Origin of the sequence: Ottowia massiliensis (genome assembly GCF_900240305.1) — a bacterium.
GTDB classification, from domain to species: domain Bacteria; phylum Pseudomonadota; class Gammaproteobacteria; order Burkholderiales; family Burkholderiaceae_C; genus Ottowia; species Ottowia massiliensis.
The window spans coordinates 229651-250128 of the sequence record NZ_LT964854.1 but is presented as its reverse complement, the minus strand read 5'-3'; the positions used below and the strand labels follow the sequence as shown (position 1 = coordinate 250128).

Sequence of the window (20478 nt, the reverse complement as noted above, 5' to 3'; positions counted from 1 at the left end):
TTTCCTCATGACTTCTCGCCTTTATCCGCCTGCGCGCGCTTCGGCGCTGGCCGCTGCCTGCCTGCTGGCCGCCGCCCCCGCTGTTGCCGCTGCCGCTGGCGGCCACGATGAACGCTCTTCTTCCTCTTCTTCCACCTTGCCTGACGTGGCGGTGACCACCACCCGCAGCACGCAGCCGCTCACCGACGTGCTGGCCGATTTCACGCTGATTGACGAGCGGCAGATTGCCCAAAGCGGCGCGGCCACCGTGGCCGACATGCTGGCGCGCCAGCCGGGGCTGGAGATGACGCGCAACGGCGGCCCGGGCACGGCCACTTCCGTGATGATGCGCGGCGCCGAGAGCCGCTTTATCGCCGTGTATGTGGACGGCGTGCGCATGGACTTGCAAATTGGCGGCGCGCCGTGGGAGGCGCTGCCGCTGGCGCAGGTGGAGCGCATTGAAATCGTGCGCGGCCCGGCGGCGGCCGTGTATGGCTCTGACGCCATTGCGGGCGCAGTGCAAATCTTCACCCGGCGCGCCGCGCGCGAGGGTTTTGCGCCCTACGCTGGCGTGGGCGCGGGCAGCCGGGGGCTGTGGAAGGCCGATGCGGGCTTTGCCGTCAAAAACGGCGCGGCCGATTACGCGCTGGGCGCGTCGCACGAGCAGGCCAAGGGCTACAGCGTGCGCACCGGCGGCAACCCCGACCGCGACGGCTGGCGCAACACCAACGCCAGCGCCAGCGCGGGCTATCAGCTGAGTGACCAGCACCGCCTGCAAGCCAGCGCCTTGTGGGGTCGCATGAAGGCGCAGTACGACGACTTCACTTCCAGCCCCGCCAGCTGGGCCGATGACTGGGGCGACAACCGTGTGCAAACGCTCGCTGGCACCTGGGCCGCCCAGTGGAGCCGCGCCTGGCGCACCACCGCCACCCTCAGCCACGCGGGCCAGCGCTATGAAACGCGGCCATCGCCCTACCTGAACAAAACGCGCCAGCGCACCGCCCAGCTGCACAGCGAATGGCGCGAAGGTCCGCACCTGGCCGCCGCCACGCTGGAGCGCCGCCATGACCATCTGGAAAACGACCCCATCGTCCGCAGCCGCCACCAGACCTCGCTCAATTTCATCTACGGCTTCAGCCACGGCCCGCACACCCTGCAAGCCAATTTGCGGCGCGAAGACGACAGCGACTTTGGCGGCCACACCGGCGGCAGCCTGGCCTACGGCTGGCGCTTTGCGCCCGAATGGCGCGTGAGCGCCGCCGCCGGGCGCGCCCTGCGCATGCCCACGCTCTACCAGCGCTTCAGCCAATACGGGCAGGCGGGCCTCAAGCCTGAAACGGGCCGCAACGTGGAGCTGGGCCTGCACTGGGCGCGCCAGGGCAGCCAGATTGACCTGACCGTGTATCGCAACCGCGTGCGCAACCTCATCGTCTTTGGCGCGGCAGGCCCTTGCGCCGCCAGCTTTGGCTGCTACCACAGTATCGGCCGCGCGCAATACGAAGGCGTGGCCTTGAGCGGCACGCACCGCATTGCATCCGTGCGCCTGACGGCCTCCATTGACGTGCAGCGCCCCAAAGACCTGGACAGCGACAAGCTCCTGCCCCGCCGCTCGCGCCGCATTGCCAAACTGGCCGCCGACACGCGCATCGGCCTGTGGGATGTGGGCGCCGAATGGCAGGCCCACTCGCGCCGCTTTGACGACCGCGCCAACCGCAACGCCATGGCGGGCTACGGCCTGCTCAACCTCTACGCCAGCGCCACCTTCGCGCGGCAATGGACGCTGCTGGCGCGCATCGACAACGCCACCAACACCCGCTACGAAACCGCGCGCGGCTACCCGCAGCCCGCCCGCAGCTTCTACGTGGGCCTGCGCTGGGCCATGCCGTGAGCGCCAAAGCCGCCGCCCTGCTCGTGAGCGCTCCCTCATCCGGGCAGGGCAAAACCACCGTCACCGCCGCCCTGGCCCGCCTGCACGCGCGGCAAGGGCGGCGCGTGCGCGTCTTCAAATGCGGGCCGGACTTTCTCGACCCCTTCTGGCACCAGCTCGCCAGCGGCCAGCCCGCGCACAACATCGATTTGTGGATGACCGGCGAAGCCGACGCCCGCCAGCGCCTGCGCCAGGCCGCGCAGCAAGCCGACGTGGTGCTGGTAGAAGGCGTGATGGGCCTGCACGACAGCGACCCCAGCGCCGCCGACCTTGCGCGGCGCTTCGCTCTGCCCGTGCTCGCCGTCATTCAGACAGGCCGCATGGCGCAAACGCTGGGCGCCATCGCCCACGGCCTGCGCCACTGGGGCGAAGACACGCGCGGCCCCTTGCCCTGGGCCGGCGTGCTGGCCAACGGCGCGGCCAGCGACAGCCACGCCCGCCTGCTGCGCCAGGCCCTGCCTGACAGCGAATGGCTGGGCCACCTGCCGCAAAGCGCCGCCATGCACCTGCCCGAGCGCCACCTGGGCCTGATCGCCGCCCACGAAATGCCCCGCGCCGAAGCCCTCGCGCGGCTGGACGCCGCCGCCGACCTGCTCGCCGCCACGCCCCTGGGCCAAATGAGCCTGGCCGAATGGCAAGCGCGCTGGCCCGCCGCCTTTGATGTGCCAGATGCGCCGGATTCAGGCGACGCGCCCGAATCGGCCGATTCGCCCGCGCCTGAAGACAACGCAAAGCCGCTGGCCGGCCGCGTCATCGCCATCGCCCGCGACGCCGCCTTTGCCTTCATCTACCCCGCCAACGTGCAAACCCTGCACGCACTGGGCGCGCGCACCGTCTTTTTCTCGCCCCTGGCAGGCGACGCCCTGCCCGCGTGCGACGCCCTCTGGCTGCCCGGCGGCTACCCCGAACTGCACGCCGCCCGCCTGGCCGCGCGCAGCGACCTGAAAGCGCAACTGCACGCCCACGCCGCCGCAGGCAAACCCATCTGGGCCGAATGCGGCGGCATGATGGTTCTGTTCGAGCGCCTCACGGACGCCAGCGGCCACACCTGGCCCCTCTGGGGCCTGCTGCCCGGCGAAACCGCCATGCAAAAACGCCTCGGCGGCCTGGGCATGCAGCAATGGGCCATGTCGGCAGACAGCGCCAGCCACTCTCAGCCCGCTTTGCCGCCCCTTCGCGGCCACACCTTCCACTACTCCGCCGCCCGCACCCCGCTGGCACCCATCGCCCACACCCGCCCGGCCCCCGGCAGCGCCCGCACCAGCGGCGAAGCCATCTACCAGCACGGCAGCGTGCGCGCCAGCTACTTCCACGCCTGGCTGCCCAGCAGCCCGCCAATGGCAGCCTGGCTGTTCGGGGCGTGAGGCGGAGATTGGCCTGGCGCGCAGCCGTTCGGGGCAGCCGCCGCCCTGCTAGACGCTCTTGATTTTGGGCATGCCGGACTCAGCACACAGTCACTCAAGATCAAGAGCGGTCGCCTTTTTTCTAAAATCCTTGGAGAATCAGCTCATAAAAAACCATCTTTTACGAATTCATTCAATTATCCTTGGTGAGTAATCTTTTTAATTTATCTATCATATTTTTATCTTTTAAAATTTCTGAAATAGGGTTGTCGCTCTGATGTGTTTTGTCTAATGTTTTTGCTGGATTTAAAGAAATTGCTTTAATCATGTTCTCCATTAGTATCGGCAGCAGTTTTTCTTGATCTTCTTGCGATAGTTTTTCTATTTGCTTTTTGTAACTATCGTAAGACTTGGCCAAAACTTCTTTGTGCGCATATTCCTGCGATAGCCTTTCTGCCTCACTTCGCCTTCTTGATAAGAATACTACCAGCCATAACGCTGGAATTATGAATGGCATTTTTATAGAAATATTTCCAAACAATATAAGAAGGCTAATTAAAATTCCTTTGTCTAGAGGGATTTCTTTCACTAATGCCACATCTTTCACTAGAGAGATTATTATAAATAAAATTGCTAACGAAGCATAGAACCCTATGCCATAATATTTTGCACTTTTGCTGAATTTATTTCTCATCTCATTATATGCGCTAGATAGTCCGGCAGAAGTTGCTCCTGGCAATAAATTTTCTATTTTTTTTATAAGTTCATCATATCCTTCTTGCTGCTTCTGTTTAAGTTCATCCAAATCACTTTTTCTTTGTTCAATTTCTTGTTCTAAGCCGCCTACTTTTTCTCCATTTTCATTGCTGCCAAAAATCTTATCATGAAAATTATTTAATTTTTGAATTATCTCTGAGCAACCATCTCTCAAGGAAGTAACTTCGTTATTCTTATCGAAAATGGCTGAATGAAGGCTTTCAATTTCTTGATTTTTTTTATGCGCTGATTTGTGGAAATTATTGATTTCTGATAGTTTTGAGTCTGAATTATATAATAAATCTTGAATTTTGTCAATTGATCCGTCTTCGCCATATATTAATTTGTATTGCTCTTCTATTCTGGATAATTTTGATCTTAAATTGGTTAATAATTTTTCAATTTCTCCTTTTGTTCCATCTTGGGAAAATAATTGGTCTTTGTAATCTTCCAGTTCTTTCTTGATGATTTGAAATTCATTTTGTTCTTTTTGGACTGCTGATATAATTGTTTCTATCTCTTTCTGAGTTGATTTTATTTTTGATAATTTATTTTTTGCTATAATATAATATGCTTCGAGCAACTCTGGTTCTGGTGTTTTATCAACCTCCTTTTTGTATAGAGAAGAGGGCAGAATAAACTCCAATAAATTTTCTATACTGTTTCCTATGCTTTCGATGCATTGATTGATATGGTTTGAGTCGTAGTTTGAGTTTAAATTGTCGTTTAGCTCAATTAAATGGCATTTTAATTCGTTAAGCGAATTGTCGGGTAAATGGTTTGCGTCAATATTGGGTATTAATTTTGACAAGAGATTGGTCATTTCTTGCCAGTTGGTAAAATTTTCTCTATGTGGATCGCATCCAATGTTTGGATATATTTTATTAATATTTTCTTTAAGATTATTCAGCAAAGGGATGATTTCATTCTTGAGTTCGTCTATTTTATCAGACATATTTTCCTCACTATAAAATTAAACATAGTGCGACTTAATCGCTAGGCTATTAGGAAATTCATTTTCCAAACAACCACACCACGTACTCTATTGATCTATCCTGTCACCCCAGCAATTTCAGCTGGAAAATTTTCAGCAGCGAGCAGGCTTTGCAGCGACCGCCAAAGACACACAGCAAGGTTTATTCGCTGGCTCATGTGTGGCAACGATCGTAACAGTATTTTACCTTTGGGCCTATCCACAGCCTGGCCGTGAGGAGTAGCGGATCGAAATGGGCCGCAAAGCGCAGGCGGCGCGCTGGCCCGGCGGCAAAATTCCGGCTTCGCTTGGCCGGACGGCGCTCACCATGCAACAGGAAATTCTCATCAACTACACCCCCCAGGAAACGCGCGTGGCCGTGGTGGAAAACGGCGCGGTGCAGGAGCTGCACGTGGAGCGCGCGCTGGAGCGCGGGCAGGTGGGCGATATTTATCTGGGCAAGGTGGTGCGCGTGCTGCCGGGCATGCAATCGGCCTTTATTGACATTGGCGCGCAGCGCACGGCCTTTTTGCACGTGGCTGATGTGTGGCAGCCCCCGGCGGCGGGCGAAGCGCCGGCGGCCCAGCGCAGCGCGCCGCAGCGGCCCATTGAAAAGCTGGTGTTCGAGGGGCAGGCGCTGATGGTGCAGGTGATCAAAGACGCCATTGGCGCCAAGGGTGCGCGCCTTTCCACGCAGATCAGCATTGCCGGGCGCATGCTGGTGTTTTTGCCGCAGGAGGCGCACGTCGGCATCTCGCAAAAAATCGCGCCCGCCCAGCGCGAGAGCCTGCGCCAGCGCGTGCAGGCGCTGGCGCAGCAAGCCGCACTCGAATCGGGCGGCCGCGCGCGCGGCGGCTTCATCGTGCGCACCAACGCCGAAGATGCAGACGACGCCGCGCTGGCCGAAGACATTGCCTACCTGCGCAAAACCTGGGCCTGCATCCGCGAAGCGGCCTCGCGCACGCCGCCCGGCGCGCTGCTGCGCCAGGACTTGTGCCTGATGCAGCGCGTGCTGCGCGACATGGCCGGCGAGCACACGCAAAGCATCCGCATCGACTCGCAAGAGCAATTGCAGCGCCTGCTGCGCTTTGGCAACGAATTCATGCCGCAAGCGGCGCGCCTGCTGTCGCACTACAGCGGCGAGCGGCCCATTTTTGACCTCTACGGCATCGACGAAGAAATCACCCGCGCCCTGGGCCGCCGCGTGGAACTCAAATCGGGCGGCTACCTGGTCATTGACCAGACCGAGGCGCTCACCACCATCGACGTGAACACCGGCGCCTTCACCGGCGCGCGCAACTTTGGCGAAACCATCTTCAAAACCAATCTGGAAGCCGCGCAAGCCATTGCCCGCCAGCTGCGCCTGCGCAACCTGGGCGGCATCATCATCGTGGACTTCATCGACATGGCCACGCCCGAACACCAGCAAGCCGTGCTGGCCGAGCTGCGCCGCCAGCTCGCGCGCGACCGCGTGAAAACCACCGCCGCCGACGGTTTTTCGCCCCTGGGCCTGCTGGAGCTGACGCGCAAGCGCACCCGCGAAAGCCTGGCGCAAATGCTCAGCCAGCCCTGCCCTCTGTGCCAGGGCAGCGGCCGCGTGCGCACCGCCCGCACCGTGGCCTACGACATCCTGCGCGAAATCCTGCGTGAAGCCCACCAGTTCAACCCGCGCGAATTCCGCATCGTCGCCCACCCCGCCGTCATCGCCTTGCTGCAAGACGAAGAAAGCCAGCACCTGGCCAGCCTGTCCGACCACATCGGCAAACCCATCTCGCTGCAAGCCGAAAGCAGCCTAGGGCTGGAGAGCTTTGACGTGGCGCTGAGCTGATTGCCTTGCTCTTGCGCAGGCTTTTCAGCTCCTGAATCCATAGCATGATGTCCTAGTGGAAAGTGCGCGAAACGGCATTTCAGGGCGCTCAAATCCGCTCCTGTTTTTGATGGATGGCGGCTGGCGGGCCCGGTTCTTGCGCATGCCGTCCGGCGAAAATCTGCCCGCGCTGCAGGCTGGCCTGCTCACGCCTTGCCTTTTTTGCGTTCTGACCGGAGCCATGCCATGTTCGGCATTACAGACACCGTTACCTTCACCATTGCCGCCGCCGTGCTGGTGGCGCTGCTCAATCTGAAAGGGCTGCTGTTTTTCCCGTCGATGATGGTGCAGCTCGTGGGCGCGCGCTACCGCAAGGGCGGGGCCGTGGGCAAGGGCGGCGTGGGCGCTTTGTTTCTGGCCTTCGCCGCCAAGCTGTGGACGGCATGAGCGCTGAAAGGATTGCGCGGCAGGACGGCGAAGCCAGCGCGGCAGGCGTGGCCGAGGGGCAGCCGTGGAAGCTGCGCTTCGGGGCCATTTTCACGGGCCAGGCGCTGTCGCTCACGGGTTCGGCGCTCACGCAATTTGTGCTGCTGTGGTGGATTACCGATACCACGGGCAGCGCGGCGGCGCTAGGCGCAGCGGCGCTGGCGGCCCTGCTGCCGCAGGCGCTGCTGGGGCCGCTGGGCGGCACGCTGGCCGACCGCTACAGCCGCCGCTGGCTGATGGCGGCTTCTGATTTGGTGAGCGCGGCGTGCATGGCGGTGCTGATTGCGCTGTTTCTCACGCAGCGCGTGCAGCTGTGGCACATCTACGCCATGCTGGCTGTGCGCAGCGCCATGCAGGCGTTTCAGCAGCCAGCGGCGGCGGCCAGCACGGCCATGCTGGTGCCGGGCTACTTTCTGCCGCGCGCGGCGGGGCTGAACCAGTCGCTCATGGGCATCATGACCGTGGGCGCGCCGCCGCTGGGGGCGCTGGCCATGAGCGCCATGCCGCTGGGCTGGGCGCTGGCCATTGATGTGGCGACGGCGCTCCTGGGCATTGCGCCGCTGTTGTTTTTCACCATTCCGCAGCCCAGGGCCGCGCGCGGCGGCGGGTGGCGCAGCCTGTGGCGCGAGTGGCGCGAGGGCGTGCAAGCCGTGTGGCGGCACGCGGCGCTGCGCCAGCTCTATGCCCTGATCGGCGCGGCGGTGATGTGCGTGATGCCGCTGTTCACGCTGGTGCCGCTGCTGGTGAAAACGCACTTTGCGGGCGACGCGAATCAGGTGGCGCTGATGGAGAGCCTGAGCGGCATCGGCATGATCGCCGGGGGCGCTTTCGTGGCCGCCTTCGCGCCGCAGCGGCGCATGCGCTGGTTTTTGTGGGGCTTTGCCCTTTCGGGCCTGACGATGGCGCTCACGGCGCTGGCCCCGGCAGACCAGTTCGGTCTGGGCGCGGCCTTCTGGCTATTAAGCGGCCTGACGTTTGCCGTGGGCAACGCCCCTTTCATGGCCATGCTGCAAAGCGCGGTGCCCAACCATTTGCAAGGCCGGGTGCTGTCGCTGCTGAACACGCTCATCGGCCTGGCCGGCCCCGTGGGCCTGGCGCTGGCCGCGCCGCTGGGCGAGGCCTTGGGATCGCGCTGGCTGTTCGTGCTGCTGGGCGCGTGCGGCGGGCTGGTCATGCTGCTGGGCTTTGCCTCGCGCGCGCTGCGGCGCATGGAGCAGGGCGAAAGCGGCGGCTCCGCTGGCAGCTGAAAGCGCGCTCGCGGCCTAGCTATCAGGGGGGAGAAAAAAGCGGATGGCGCAGGCAGGGCCATCGGCAGAAAACAGGCCGCTATTTCGCTCCGCTATTCATAGCATGATATCCTAGTGGAACGGGCGATGAGCGGCATTTCACCCCTATCAAATCTGCTCCTGCTTTTGATGCTTCCAGGCGTCCGGAACGCCCGAGTCCGATGCGCCTGTCAGCCCAGCGTCTTGTGCAGCATGTACGCGCCCAGCGCGTAAAGCACCAGGCCAAACACGCGCTTGAGCTTGCCCACCGGCAGTGCATGGGCCGCGCGCGCGCCCAGCGGGGCCATGAGCACGCTGCACGAGGCAATGGCCGCCAGCGCGGGCAGCCACACATAGCCCAGCGACCAGGCGGGCAGCCCGCCGACGGACTGCCCGCCCGCGACATAGCCCGCCGTATTGGCCAGCGCAATCGGAAAGCCCAGCGCCGCGCTGGTTGCCACCGCTTGATGAATGGGCACGTTGCACCAGGTCATGAACGGCACCGACACAAACCCGCCGCCCGCGCCCACCAGCCCCGACAAAAAGCCAATCACGCCGCCCATGCCTGCCAGCCCCGCGGCGCCGGGCAGCTGGCGCGTGGCGGCGGGCTTTTTGTTCAGCAGCATCTGCGTGCCCGAAAAAAACACGAAAACCGCGAACACCACCCCCAGCGCAGGCCCCTTGATGAGGGCAAACGCCCCCAGGCTGGCCAGCGCCGCACCCGCCACGATGCCCGGCGCCAGACGCCGGACCAGATCCCAGCGCACCGCGCCCCGCCTGTGATGCGCGCGCACGCTGCTGATGGAAGTGAAAACAATGGTCGCCATCGAAGTGGCGATTGCCATCTTCAGCGCCAGCTCCGCTCCCACGCCCTGCGCAGCCAGAATGGCCGAAGTAAACGGCACCAGAATCATCCCCCCGCCAATGCCCAGCAGCCCCGCCATGAAGCCCCCCAGCAATCCCAGCAGCGCAAGCAGGGCAATGGACATCGGCTCAAGAGGCATGGCGGCGTGCTCCGGGCAATAAAAAAGCCGGCGAAGCGGCTTGGGGAAAGAGGACGAAAGAGAGCGGAAAAGGTGTCTGCGGCTGCCGCCGGGCCGGCATCCTGAACCGGGGGTTCAGGGGGGCGGGGTCAGAAAGGCCTTGGGTTCGTCTGACGCGAGACGATCACGCCAGCCAGACGATATTCCCCACCCAGGCTCACAGGAGCATTGGTTCAAGGAAATATATGACCCGGCACCCAGCCGCAGACGCGCAAATTCTAGAGCGTTTGCAAGCGGAAAACCAGCTGCTAACCAGCCGTGAAAGCGCGCATTGCGGGTAGCAATGCGCTTGAACCCTCTTGATGAGCATGCGGGAAGAATTTTTTCGCCCTGGAACGCTGTAGGCGCATTGCCTTTATCCGCGTACAGATAGATGCTTTTGAACTGGCCGCCTTCGTCGGTATCAGCTATGGGGCGCAGGCTGTCCTGATAGATCAGTCCGTATTACAGCTGGCCGTTCTTCTTTTTGCCTATGCGCCGGTTGAGCGGATCGATCAGGTATTCGATTTGCGCGCCATCGGGCAAGGTGACCAAGCGCAGGTTGCCCAGGCTGTCGTAAGTGAAATGGGCGGTGTTCTTTCTGAAATTGACTGGCATTATAAAGTTATAGCCTGTCTATTTCCTTAGCAATACGCTGCTCGCCCAACAACAGGCAATGAAAATTGTAGAGCCAATCGCAGTTCTAAATAAATCATTTTCCGGACCATGCGATCTCACGCCATCCAAGAAACTAAAAGCAGACATGAATATTATAAACCCCATCAGAAAATATTCAAAGGCAACTATGATAAAGCCTCTCCGCTTGTACGCAACGAACAGGTTCACGATCGCCACAATAAATAAGATGGCATTTTTATCATTGAATCCAATCTTATGCATAGAGTAAATGAAAAAAATCATGAACACACTGAACATGCCGTATGTTAATGTTATTTTTTTCTTATCTTTGGCAGCCGCATTCATAATAACCTTCTCCCCGATAGTAATTCAGTAAGGCATCATTTGCACCTTGGTAGCCAGCGGCGAGTGCTTCTATACTGGCAGGAGACTGCAATTCATGTCCCGCGATATTTTCCAGCATTCTTATACCTTGCCAAACAGGTGTTGCGCCAACTCCAATCGCTAAGTAGGCGAGTAGTCTTGGTGTATTTTCTCCGGCAGCTGGATTCATTACGCCACTATAAGAGGTTATATAGTTTTCAGCAATCCTTAAATCATTTCCATGCTGCGATAATGCTTCCCATCCGATGGCAATTCTCTGTTCCATGAGATCACTGTGGGCGAGTCTTGAATCGCCACAATATTTGCTCATGGTTCGATTGAGCAATTCCACCCAATTTGCAATATATAACATTCTTGTTCAGTCATGTATTTCGCCACTCGCATACCGTTATTATTTTTCTTGTTTCATTAACGAGTAAGATGCCGATACAATGTATGTACATTCCTTGCCTCTAATTATATTATAATCACTAGAAAATAATAATGATCTTATTGTAATAACACCATTTCTGAGTTGTTCTCCATCCCAATGAGAATACTCTGACTCAAGTATCATTTGATTTTCATCTGCCGAATACGACATCAAGCATAAATAACAAACGCAATATGATACACCCACAAGTAACCATACACATTTTTTCCATCTTTTTTTGAAAATGCTTACAGGTATCCTAAAGACGGATATTATTATATACCATCCGAATATAACGCCAAGCATGCTGGATGCAAAATCTCCTGCTATAGCAGCCAACACACCAAAACAAACAAAAATGAATAGCCATATAACATTTTTCATAAGAACTATCTGCTGCACATTTGAGGACATCGTTGCGCAACATAATCCTGAAAATTATTTTGCAACGCAGCGTTGAATCCCATGTAAATTCCCTTGATGTCCGCCGAAATATCTGTCATCCATGCTTGGGATCCAGTATTATCTCTATATGCTGAAGCTGCCGATCCCATCATTGAATATATAGTTCCCATGGCGGCTAGTAAATGCCCGGCAGCCGCCCTTTGATCAGCCTGGAGGTATCTTCCTGTGCCTCTGATGGCTCTATGCGCGACTGCAACATATTGAAGGTCGACACCATCAACAGTAAACCCATTAATTGTTTTAGATACACCTGCCTCTTCCAAAAAATTCTGTTCTTGCGTAAGATTCTCATATTGCATTGGAACGCCAGCAATCCAGGGGCTTTCTGGATATTCAGCCATCTTCCATAATGCATTGCATAATGCCGGAGACAATGGAGACAATCCAGCCATATCCGTAATATTCACCGGATCCTGCAAGACATACCCATAAAGGTTCGAATCGCCTCCGTCAAAGAGGATGGGATCCTTGGCTGTCCATCTTCCCGTTTCGGCGTCATAGTCGCGCGCGCCAAAGCGCGTCAGCTNCATATCCGTAATATTCACCGGATCCTGCAAGACATACCCATAAAGGTTCGAATCGCCTCCGTCAAAGAGGATGGGATCCTTGGCTGTCCATCTTCCCGTTTCGGCGTCATAGTCGCGCGCGCCAAAGCGCGTCAGCTACGTGTCCGGGTCATGCAGGCCGCCAGCAAAGCCAAACGGCTGAAAGCCCGGCCTGCTGTCTTCGGTGACCTGACCCCAGGCGTCATAGTCCAGCTGCTGCGCGATCTCGCCCGTTTGCGTGTCGATGACTTGCCGCACGCTGCCCAGGTGGTCGCTGATGATCAGGTAGCTCTTGTCTGCCCTGAGCATGGCCGTGGGCACGTTGCCTTTGTCTGCGTAGAGATAAATGCTTTTGAGCTGGCCGTTTTCGTCGGTGTCGGCAATGGGGCGCAGGCTGTCCTGGTAGATCAGCCCGTATTGCAGCTGGCCGTTCTTCTTTTTGCCTATGCGCCGGTTGAGCGGGTCGATCAGGTATTCGATTTGCGCGCCATCGGGCAGGGTGACCAAGCGCAGGTTGCCCAGGCTGTCGTAAGTGCAACACGCAATGACTTTCCTAAAATTGATTAGTGCAATCAAAATATTCACTTGACTATTTAATTATTTCGCAAAATCGTGCTCTTTATCACGGCCTCAGCAACAAACCATCGCAGCTTATTTTATATTCAATTTTTTCTTGTAATATCTACAATAAAATTCGGCAATTCTATATTTCGATATACATTGCCCATTATCCAAGAACAAAACTACTGACTCATCTTTAAAAAAGACTATTGTCCCTGATGTGTTATCTGTATTAAATCTTTCTGAATGTTTTATATTTAATGGATCAGTATATTTCCAAAAAACATGAGCTCCAGTATATGTCGGCATAATAAAAACAATGATGGCGGCAAATAATGTATAAAGATATATTTTATATATGTATGTCATCCATGTAAACAAGATTAATGACAGCCACGCCATTAAATATACCACCCAATCCGGTAAACAGTGGCCGATATAAAATGCAATGCAAAATAGCATGCAACTCAGGCCAACAATTGTATGCTGAATTACTTTTTCTTTCATCTTACTGACCATATGTGCGGCCCCATGAATGTGATAGTATTTTTCCATGGATCCAAATAAATTATATTATCCTTTGGATTGCTTGGGACTGCTTCGCCAAACAGATGTCCGAATGTTGGTTTGTCTCTGAATTCCCATGGATCATCCAGATCAAGTTTATATAATTCTGTAGCTACTCTATCCCATTGCTCGCCACAAATTAAAGTGCCTTGCCCTCTGGCTTTAACTAAGATATCGCGTCCATTTGTATAGGAAAAACTATTATTTATAATCCCTCCCAATCTTCCCGAAAAAGGAAGCCTTTCACCATTCCTATTCATTTCCGCTACTACACGATTAAAAGTATCCACAATTTTTTGCGTATCTTCAGGACTTGCTCCACTGCGGTCAATCAGATTCACCGGATCCTGCAAAACATACCCATAAAGGTTCGAATCGCCTCCGTCAAAGAGGATGGGATCCTTGGCCGTCCATCTTCCCGTTTCGGCGTCATAGTCGCGCGCCCCAAAGCGCGTCAGCCGCGTATCCGGGTCATGCAGGCCGCCAGCAAAGCCAAACGGCTGAAAGCCCGGCCTGCTGTCTTCGGTGACCTGGCCCCAGGCGTCATAGTCCAGCTGCTGCGCAATTTCTCCCGTTTGCGTGTCGATGACTTGCCGCACGCTGCCCAGGTGGTCGCTGATGATCAGGTAGCTCTTGTCTGCCCTGAGCATGGCCGTGGGCGCGTTGCCTTTGTCTGCGTAGAGATAAATGCTTTTGAGCTGGCCGTTTTCGTCGGTGTCGGCAATGGGGCGCAGGCTGTCCTGGTAGATCAGCCCGTATTGCAGCTGGCCGTTCTTCTTTTTGCCTATGCGCCGGTTGAGCGGGTCGTCCAAGCCATCCCATCATCATGATTTTGCTCCTTGATTGATAGCAAACTTTTCATACTGATCAAGCAGCAAGGCCACTTTTGCCGCCCTATTGACATGCCTGCTTCTTGTTCAGCAGATGCTGTCGAATTAATTGCGACACTGAAATGGTACATCTTTAAATGAGCCGCCCCAGCAACTCCAACTCATCTTCCCATTTGAATATGACGGTATCAATATCATTATCTGCCCATGCGCTTCACCTTGCGCAAAGATAATCCAATCAGGAGAAACAAATGCTCTTCCAATTATTGAGCTTGATTCTATCGAAACATCTTTCCCAATGTTCACATGATCGCGTTGGTTCATGAATCTTGCTTCTATTTCCTTTTTTGTGCGTTCGAGATGCTCCAGAATTTTATATGATTCCGCACGGGAAGAATAATCAGACCGCATGGGCATAAACACAGCCAGAGAGATAAAAGAAACGATAAATGAATACCTCATCTAACAATGGTTTGTTTAATCATTAACATGACACCATCTTTTTGCTGACTATTTGATTAATAAAATCATGCAACGCAAACACATATTAAGCATTACAAATCAATCATATAGGGATTATTTTTAATTTTATCTAATAGTAGTTTTGCATCATTCAATATGGTTGAATCACCAAAAAAACAAAGCATCCCATCTAATACTGCAACTCTTTTCCCTTTAAAAGAAGTATCAGGAATAAAATATATATGCCACGAAAATATTATAGAAAAATATATCAACATAGCAAGCAATACACAATTCTTGCGTACATTTGAACCATTTATAATCATCGGCGATCTTTTTTCAAAAAAGGCCCGATTGATTTCGCCTTGAGAGATTGTGTCAATAATATCTATTTCATCACTACTCGCACAAGTTGAATTGTCTATTTGAATAATAAAAAAATTATCAATTGAAAGCCATTTTGCAACAATATGTGATAAATTATATAATTTTAATGCGTCGGCGCCTGTATTCAGAGAAAGGCATAAATTATATTCTGGATAAAATGAAGTAACCTCCCTCCATTTTCCTATTTTTAATTGCAATTCTTTCATTAATATTGATGAATTCATCTCTTCCCTTTCTGCATGCATAATAATATCCCAGAGTGTGTCGCAAACCTTCGTGCGAACTATTAATTCAATTGATGAATTCTCCAATTCGCAATTTTGCAGGAATGCACATAAACAATTGTATTGATCCAATGTCTTGTGCAGCCATACTTCCAGCCAAAACAATTTTTTGACGCTATTTTATTAGATGCCCCGGATGTGCCTGTTCTGGGGTAATCGGACGTCCCAGTTGGTCAAATCTATTCCATCCTCTTTGACCAGGTTCATTAACTTTCCAATAACCTTTACTTCCGGCGGGCCCTCCTTGTTGTTCAGGAGGAACCCATTGACATTGGGATCTCCCCCCTTTTTCTGCTTTTGGTCCCAAGAAATTCCCTATTCGATTATCTGGATTTGGTGTTCATGGTCCTCCCGGAATTACTTCATTGGGATCAGGAAAACTTTCTGCTTCTTGTTCTATATCAGAAGATTCATCAGAAGCTTGTTCATTGAAAGAACAAGCCCCTATCGCCAAACAAGCCACAATATTTCCGATCCTCGGACCTACCCAACGGACGGTCGCTTGTCGAACTCCATTAGATGCAGCAGCTCCTCCCGCAATTCTTATGGCGATACCGACTGCCGCAGCAGGATTCTTTCCACTGCGATCAATCAGATTCACCGGATCCTGCAAGACATACCCATAAAGATTCGAATCGCCGCCGTCAAAGAGAATGGGATCCTTGGCTGTCCATCTTCCCGTTTCTGCGTCATAGTCGCGCGCGCCAAAGCGCGTCAGCTGCGTGTCCGGGTCATGCAGGCCGCCAGCAAAGCCAAACGGCTGAAAGCCCGGCCTGCTGTCTTCAATAACCCTCCCCCAGGCGTCATAGTCCAGCTGCTGCGCAATTTCTCCCGTTTGCGTGTCGATGACTTGCCGCACGCTGCCCAGGTGGTCGCTGATGATCAGGTAGCTCTTGTCTGCCCTGAGCATGGCCGTGGGCGCGTTGCCTTTGTCTGCGTACAGGTAGATGCTTCGCAGTTTCCCGTTCTCATCCGTATCGGCTATGGGGCGCAGGCTGTCCTGGTAGATCAGCCCGTATTGCAGCTGGCCGTTCTTCTTTTTGCCTATGCGCCGGTTGAGCGGGTCGATCAGGTATTCGATTTGCGCGCCATCGGGCAGGGTGACCAAGCGCAGGTTGCCCAGGCTGTCGTAGGCGTAGCGGGTGGCGCCTTGCGGCGTGGTTTTTTCTTGCAGGTCTCCGGCTTCGCTGTAGGCGTAGGTGTTGTCTTTCCATTGCAGCAGCCGGTCCTGGCTGTCGTAGCGGGCAATGAGCTGGCCGTTTTCATGCGTGCGGTTGCCGTTGGCGTCGTAGCGCCATTCGGTGCTTTGCCCGGGTTGCTGGTCTTCTTGCTGCGTGTGCTTGGTCAGCCGCCCGGCGCTGTCGTATTCGTAGTAGTGCTGGCGCTGGCCTGTAGGGCCGGTTTGGGTTTGCCCGGTGATGCGGCCCAGTGCGTCGCGCTCGTAGCTCAAGGCCGCTTCAAAGCGCCAGCGATAGGCGCTTTGCTGCAAGGCTTGCAGCATCTGGCGCGCCTGGCCGTAGAGAGCCTTGATGGCCGGGCTGTTGTAGCTGGCGGCGTTGGTCAGCAAGCCAGCGGCAGGCGGATCGGGCCAGAGCGCGGCAGTGGAAGGAGCGCCGCCAGCGGTGGCCGCTTCAAGCTCGGCCAGCTGCGCGATGAGGGCGGGGTAGTCGGCGCTTGGGTATTGCAGGCCACTGGCCATTTCTTGCAGGCGGCCGCTGACGGCCATCAGGCACAGCTCGGGCTGCAAAGGCAGGGGCTGGCCCCAGCGGGCGGTGTTGGCCGCGCGCTCACTCTCGCTCAAGCCCGCGTGGTCGTAGATGTTCTGCCAGACGGGCACTTCCACACTGTGATCGGGCCTGCGCCAGGCCCGCAGGCGGCAGGTGTCCATTTGGCTGATTTGCTGCTGCAGCGCCTGGTGCAGCTGGTGCAGCTTGGCCTGTGCGGCCGCGCGTGAGGCTTGTTCGCTGGCATCGGCCTGGCTGGCCTGGCCAATGACGCGGCTGGAGACCGTCTCGCCAAAGGCGTTGTGCTCAAGGCTGAGGGCGTAATGCTGGCCCAGCCAGACGGCGGCGATCTGGCCGGTGTCGCCGTTGCGCACCAGGCTCAAGGGGCCGATGGCGCTGGCGCGGCCTGCGGCGTCAATGGAGACGGGCAGCTGCCGGCTTTGGCCGCCAGCGCTGACTGTCAGGCGCGTGGGGCGGGCGCGGCTGTCCAGCTGCGCCGTGATGGCCGCTTGCAGCGGGCCGCTCCAGCGCTGGCCGACAGGCAGGCCGTCCGCGCGGGTGATGTCCAGGCGCTGGCTGTCTTGCTGCAGGGCCTGCAGCTGGCCCTGGGCGTTGTAGATGCGGCGCGTGGCGCGGCCATCGGCCGTGGTGGCGGACAGGCGCGCGGCATCGTCATAGCTGAAAGCCACCTGCTGGCCGCCGGGGCGGGTGATGGATTGCAGCTTGCGCTCTTTGTCGTAGCGCCAGCGGGTGGCGCTTTGGCCGCCGCCATGGGCCGGGTTGGCCGGGGCTTGATAGGCAGCGGGCTGGCTGGCTGCGTCCCACTCGAAGCTGTGGCGCGCACCAGCGGGCGTAAGCAGGGCAGTGATCCGGCCTGCGGCATCGCGCTCGTAGCGCACGGCGCGGCCATCGGGCAGGGTGTGGCGCGCCAGATGCCCGGCAGCGTCGTATTCAAAGCGGCTTTGCTGGCCCAGCGCGTTGGTGACGGCAGCCAGCTGGCCTGCGCCCGCGCTGCCTGGCGCATGCCAGGCGTATTCGGTGGCGCGCCCGGGCAGGCCGCTGGCGCTGGCCGTGGCGCGCGACAGCTGCCCGCGCGGGGTGTATTCGTAGTCAATGCGCGCACCGGCTGAGTCGCTCATGCTGGCCGGTTGCATGTGCGGCGTGTAGCGCACCTTCTGCCACTGGCCGCTGGAGTGGGTGATTTCAAGCGTGGGCAGGCCCCGGTTCATCAGCTCGGCCGTGGTGTACGCGCCGTTGCTCTCCTGCACCTGCCGCCAGGCGGTGTAGCGGTGGCCGTTCCAGGCCTGGCTCAGGCTCTGGCCGGAGGAGACGCGCCAGTCGCTGCCGTTGATGACGCTGCCGTGCGCGGGGGCAAAGGCGCCGAAGACGGGATGGCTGGTCTGGGTAAGGCTGGCGCGGATGCCGCCGGGGTAGTCGGTGGCGCTGCTGCCGTCAGACAGATTGGTGCTGTGCGCAGTTTGCAGGCCGTCAAAGCCGGTTTCGGTCTTGACGAGCGCGCCGTCTGCGTCCAAGGCCTGCCTGATGGTTTTGCTGTGGCCCAGCGCGGTGGTGGCGCGCACGGCGCCTTCGCCTGCTTCTTGCAGCTGCCAGCCAAAGCCGTCGGCCGCCAGATTGCTGGTGAGCTTGCCCTGCGCGTCGTAGGCAAAGCGCTCGGCATGGCCATGGGGGTTGCGGTATTCGGTGAGCAGGCCGCGCGCGTCATAGCGCATGCGGTGCTCCACGCCGCCAGGCAGGCTCACGCGCTCAAGCAGGCCCTGTGCGTTGTAGGCCAGGGTGGTGATTTGCCCTTGTGCGCCCGTGATGCGCACCAGACGCCCCTGCGCATCGCGCTCATAGCGCGCCGTGTTGCCAAAGGCGTCTTCAATGGCGGTGAGGTGGCGGGCGGCGTCGTAGTGATAGGTGGCCTGCTTTTCTGCGGTGAAGGCGTGGCGCACGGTCAGGGGCAGGCCCTGGGCGGAGAACTCTTCATAGCGCAGACCGTCTGGCCGCGAGAGGGTGTAGAGCGGCTGGCCGGTGAACCAGGGCTGGCCTGCGGACAGGCGCAGCAGATCCCCTAGCCAGCCCAGGCCCACCAGGCCGATGGAGGGGATGTAGCCCGGCAGCGCGCGCAGCTGTGTGCCGGGCAGCAGCTTCTGGTAATTGACGAAGTGGCTGGCTTGGCCGCTGGGGTGGATGAGCCAGATGGAGTCGCCCAGCCGGGTGAGCAGGCTGCCGTCCGGCGCGGCGGCGCTAACGAAGGGGTCGGCCTGCCGTCCGGGCACGGGCTGCAAGGTGCCGTGGGCCGTGAACAGGTGCAGCTGCTCGCCGCCAATGACCCAGGCCTGCCCCGTTGGGGTGGCCACGACGTTCTCAAGACGCGGAATGCCTGTGCGGATCAGGCGGACCATGCCTGAAGGCGACAGGTGCGCCAGTTCGCCCACTGCCGTCACGGCCAGCAGGCTCATGTCCGGCAGGGCGGCCAGTGATTTCAGTTGCAGGCTGGCTTGCAGGGCGGGCACGGGCTGTCCGCCGGCTTCCAGGGCGGTTGGCTGTTTCCCGTTGCCAGCCACGGTGTGGATGAGGCCGTCCGGCGTGATGCGGCGCAGGCGCATGTTGTCCGTATCCACCACGTAGATGCTGCCGTCAGCGGCTTGCGTCATGGCGCCGGGGTTGTTAAGCAGGGCCTGCGCAGCGGGGCCGCCATCGCCCGCGAAGCCAGCCTGCGGCTGGCCAGCGAAGACGGCCGGGTTGGCGTCGTCAATGCTGGCGTGCACCAGGATCTGGTGGCCGCTGGTTTGCAGCAGGCGGCCATCGGCCAGAAGCAGCAGGTGTGCGGCCGGATTCACGCGGGCGCCAGCTGGCTGCATGCCCAGGGGCAGGCTGGCTGCCAGCGTCTGGCGCGCGCCTGAGTCGTGCAGGATGGACTTGTCCGGGTCGTACAGGCGCAAGCCGCGCAGCGCCCAGCCGCCTGCGTTGGCCTGCGCCACGTCCAGGCTTTTTTCTGGAGGGGCCTTGATGATGCGTTCAGGGCTGGTGCGGGTCAGGCCAATAAAGGTCGGCTGTGCCAGGACGGGGCTGCTGAATGTCATGGACGCGCCGCCAGCGGATCGTTGCAGGTTCTCGAAAGCCTGCTCCATTTGCGCGGGCGTGCCGTAGTAAACGGCTTCGTAGTTGTAGGTCAGGCTCGTTTGCAGGCGGCCCGAGGGCACGGAGCGGCCATAGGCATCAGTGCCGTCCCACTCAATGGCATCAGTTTCCGCAGCGGCGGCCAGGGCGCTGCGGCTCCAGCGCTTGTCAAACACGCGCCCTGCCAGCACCTGCCGCACGCGCGCTTCATGCAGCCGGGCGTGCAGGGCGGCTGAGCGCTCTTTGATGCGGGTTTTGACTACGGCTGGCGCAATGGGCGGGCGGCCCTGGTCCAGCCGCCGGTCACTGCGGTAGTACAGGCCCAGAGGCGAGCCGGGAATGTCGATGCCCTGGCCCACCGCGCGCTGCTTGATGAAGATGTCGCAGCCGCATTCCACGTCCTGCTCCTCTTCGCCGGGCGGGTCTTCTTCGGTTTGCTCCTTGTCGTCAGGGCAGGGGCTTATCGTGCAGCCGCCGCCCGGTCCGTCGCCGCCGCCACCACCACCGCCACCACCACCGCCGCCACCACCGCCG

At 57.9% G+C, this 20478-nt stretch carries 15 protein-coding genes; 5 read left to right on the top strand and 10 right to left on the bottom strand.

Annotation, left to right across the window (positions count from 1 at the left end; all coding sequences use genetic code 11):
* Positions 1-7 precede the first annotated feature (7 nt).
* Together C1720_RS00975 and C1720_RS00970 are read left to right on the top strand one after the other, a co-directional pair.
* On the top strand, positions 8-1867 hold the full coding sequence (locus C1720_RS00975) for a TonB-dependent receptor domain-containing protein (RefSeq protein WP_102282926.1): 1860 nt from the start codon (positions 8-10) through the stop codon (positions 1865-1867).
* Positions 1864-3270, top strand: coding sequence for a cobyrinic acid a,c-diamide synthase CobB (locus C1720_RS00970; RefSeq protein WP_233199717.1), 1407 nt, complete (start codon positions 1864-1866; stop codon positions 3268-3270). The genes C1720_RS00975 and C1720_RS00970 overlap by 4 nt, the downstream gene beginning before the upstream one ends.
* A gap of 172 nt (positions 3271-3442) precedes the next feature.
* On the opposite strand, the gene C1720_RS12675 is transcribed toward C1720_RS00970, so the two are convergent.
* Positions 3443-4960, bottom strand: a complete 1518-nt coding sequence (locus C1720_RS12675; RefSeq protein ID WP_146006804.1) for a DNA repair protein RecN — start codon at positions 4958-4960, stop codon at positions 3443-3445.
* A gap of 346 nt (positions 4961-5306) precedes the next feature.
* Here C1720_RS12675 and rng point away from each other — a divergent pair, with 346 nt between their 5' ends.
* From rng to C1720_RS00955, 3 genes are all read left to right on the top strand, one after another.
* Positions 5307-6806 (top strand): ribonuclease G, encoded by a 1500-nt coding sequence (gene rng, locus C1720_RS00965; protein WP_050716577.1) that lies wholly within the window; start codon positions 5307-5309, stop codon positions 6804-6806.
* A gap of 225 nt (positions 6807-7031) precedes the next feature.
* Positions 7032-7232 carry a hypothetical protein gene (locus tag C1720_RS00960; RefSeq protein WP_102282924.1) on the top strand — a complete coding sequence of 67 codons (201 nt, stop codon included), beginning with the start codon at positions 7032-7034 and terminating at the stop codon, positions 7230-7232.
* Complete coding sequence (locus C1720_RS00955) at positions 7229-8518, top strand: MFS transporter (RefSeq protein ID WP_102282923.1); 1290 nt, start codon at positions 7229-7231, stop codon at positions 8516-8518. The genes C1720_RS00960 and C1720_RS00955 overlap by 4 nt, the downstream gene beginning before the upstream one ends.
* Before the next feature lie 209 nt (positions 8519-8727).
* Here C1720_RS00955 and C1720_RS00950 read toward each other — a convergent pair whose 3' ends face one another.
* The 9 genes from C1720_RS00950 to C1720_RS00925 form a co-directional block, all read right to left on the bottom strand.
* Positions 8728-9540 carry a sulfite exporter TauE/SafE family protein gene (locus tag C1720_RS00950; RefSeq protein ID WP_102282922.1) on the bottom strand — a complete coding sequence of 271 codons (813 nt, stop codon included), beginning with the start codon at positions 9538-9540 and terminating at the stop codon, positions 8728-8730.
* Positions 9541-10023: 483 nt separating this feature from the next.
* Positions 10024-10176, bottom strand: a complete 153-nt coding sequence (locus C1720_RS13565) for an RHS repeat domain-containing protein (RefSeq protein WP_158241603.1) — start codon at positions 10174-10176, stop codon at positions 10024-10026.
* A gap of 343 nt (positions 10177-10519) precedes the next feature.
* Positions 10520-10933: a hypothetical protein gene (locus C1720_RS12670; RefSeq protein WP_146006803.1), complete on the bottom strand. Its 414-nt coding sequence runs from the start codon at positions 10931-10933 to the stop codon at positions 10520-10522.
* 449 nt (positions 10934-11382) lie between these two features.
* Positions 11383-12120, bottom strand: coding sequence for an RHS repeat-associated core domain-containing protein (locus C1720_RS00940; protein ID WP_439650762.1), 738 nt, complete (start codon positions 12118-12120; stop codon positions 11383-11385).
* On the bottom strand, positions 12121-12579 hold the full coding sequence (locus C1720_RS00935) for an RHS repeat domain-containing protein (RefSeq protein WP_199170923.1): 459 nt from the start codon (positions 12577-12579) through the stop codon (positions 12121-12123).
* 488 nt (positions 12580-13067) lie between these two features.
* Positions 13068-13943 carry an RHS repeat-associated core domain-containing protein gene (locus C1720_RS00930; RefSeq protein ID WP_102282918.1) on the bottom strand — a complete coding sequence of 292 codons (876 nt, stop codon included), beginning with the start codon at positions 13941-13943 and terminating at the stop codon, positions 13068-13070.
* 123 nt (positions 13944-14066) lie between these two features.
* Positions 14067-14285, bottom strand: a complete 219-nt coding sequence (locus tag C1720_RS12665; protein WP_146006802.1) for a hypothetical protein — start codon at positions 14283-14285, stop codon at positions 14067-14069.
* Between the two features lie 230 nt (positions 14286-14515).
* The gene (locus tag C1720_RS12660; protein ID WP_146006801.1) at positions 14516-15034 is read right to left on the bottom strand and encodes a hypothetical protein; all 519 of its coding nucleotides are present in this window, start codon (positions 15032-15034) and stop codon (positions 14516-14518) included.
* Positions 15035-15434: 400 nt separating this feature from the next.
* Positions 15435-20478 (bottom strand): RHS repeat-associated core domain-containing protein (locus tag C1720_RS00925; protein ID WP_199170922.1); only part of this gene is annotated, 5044 nt, incomplete at its 5' end.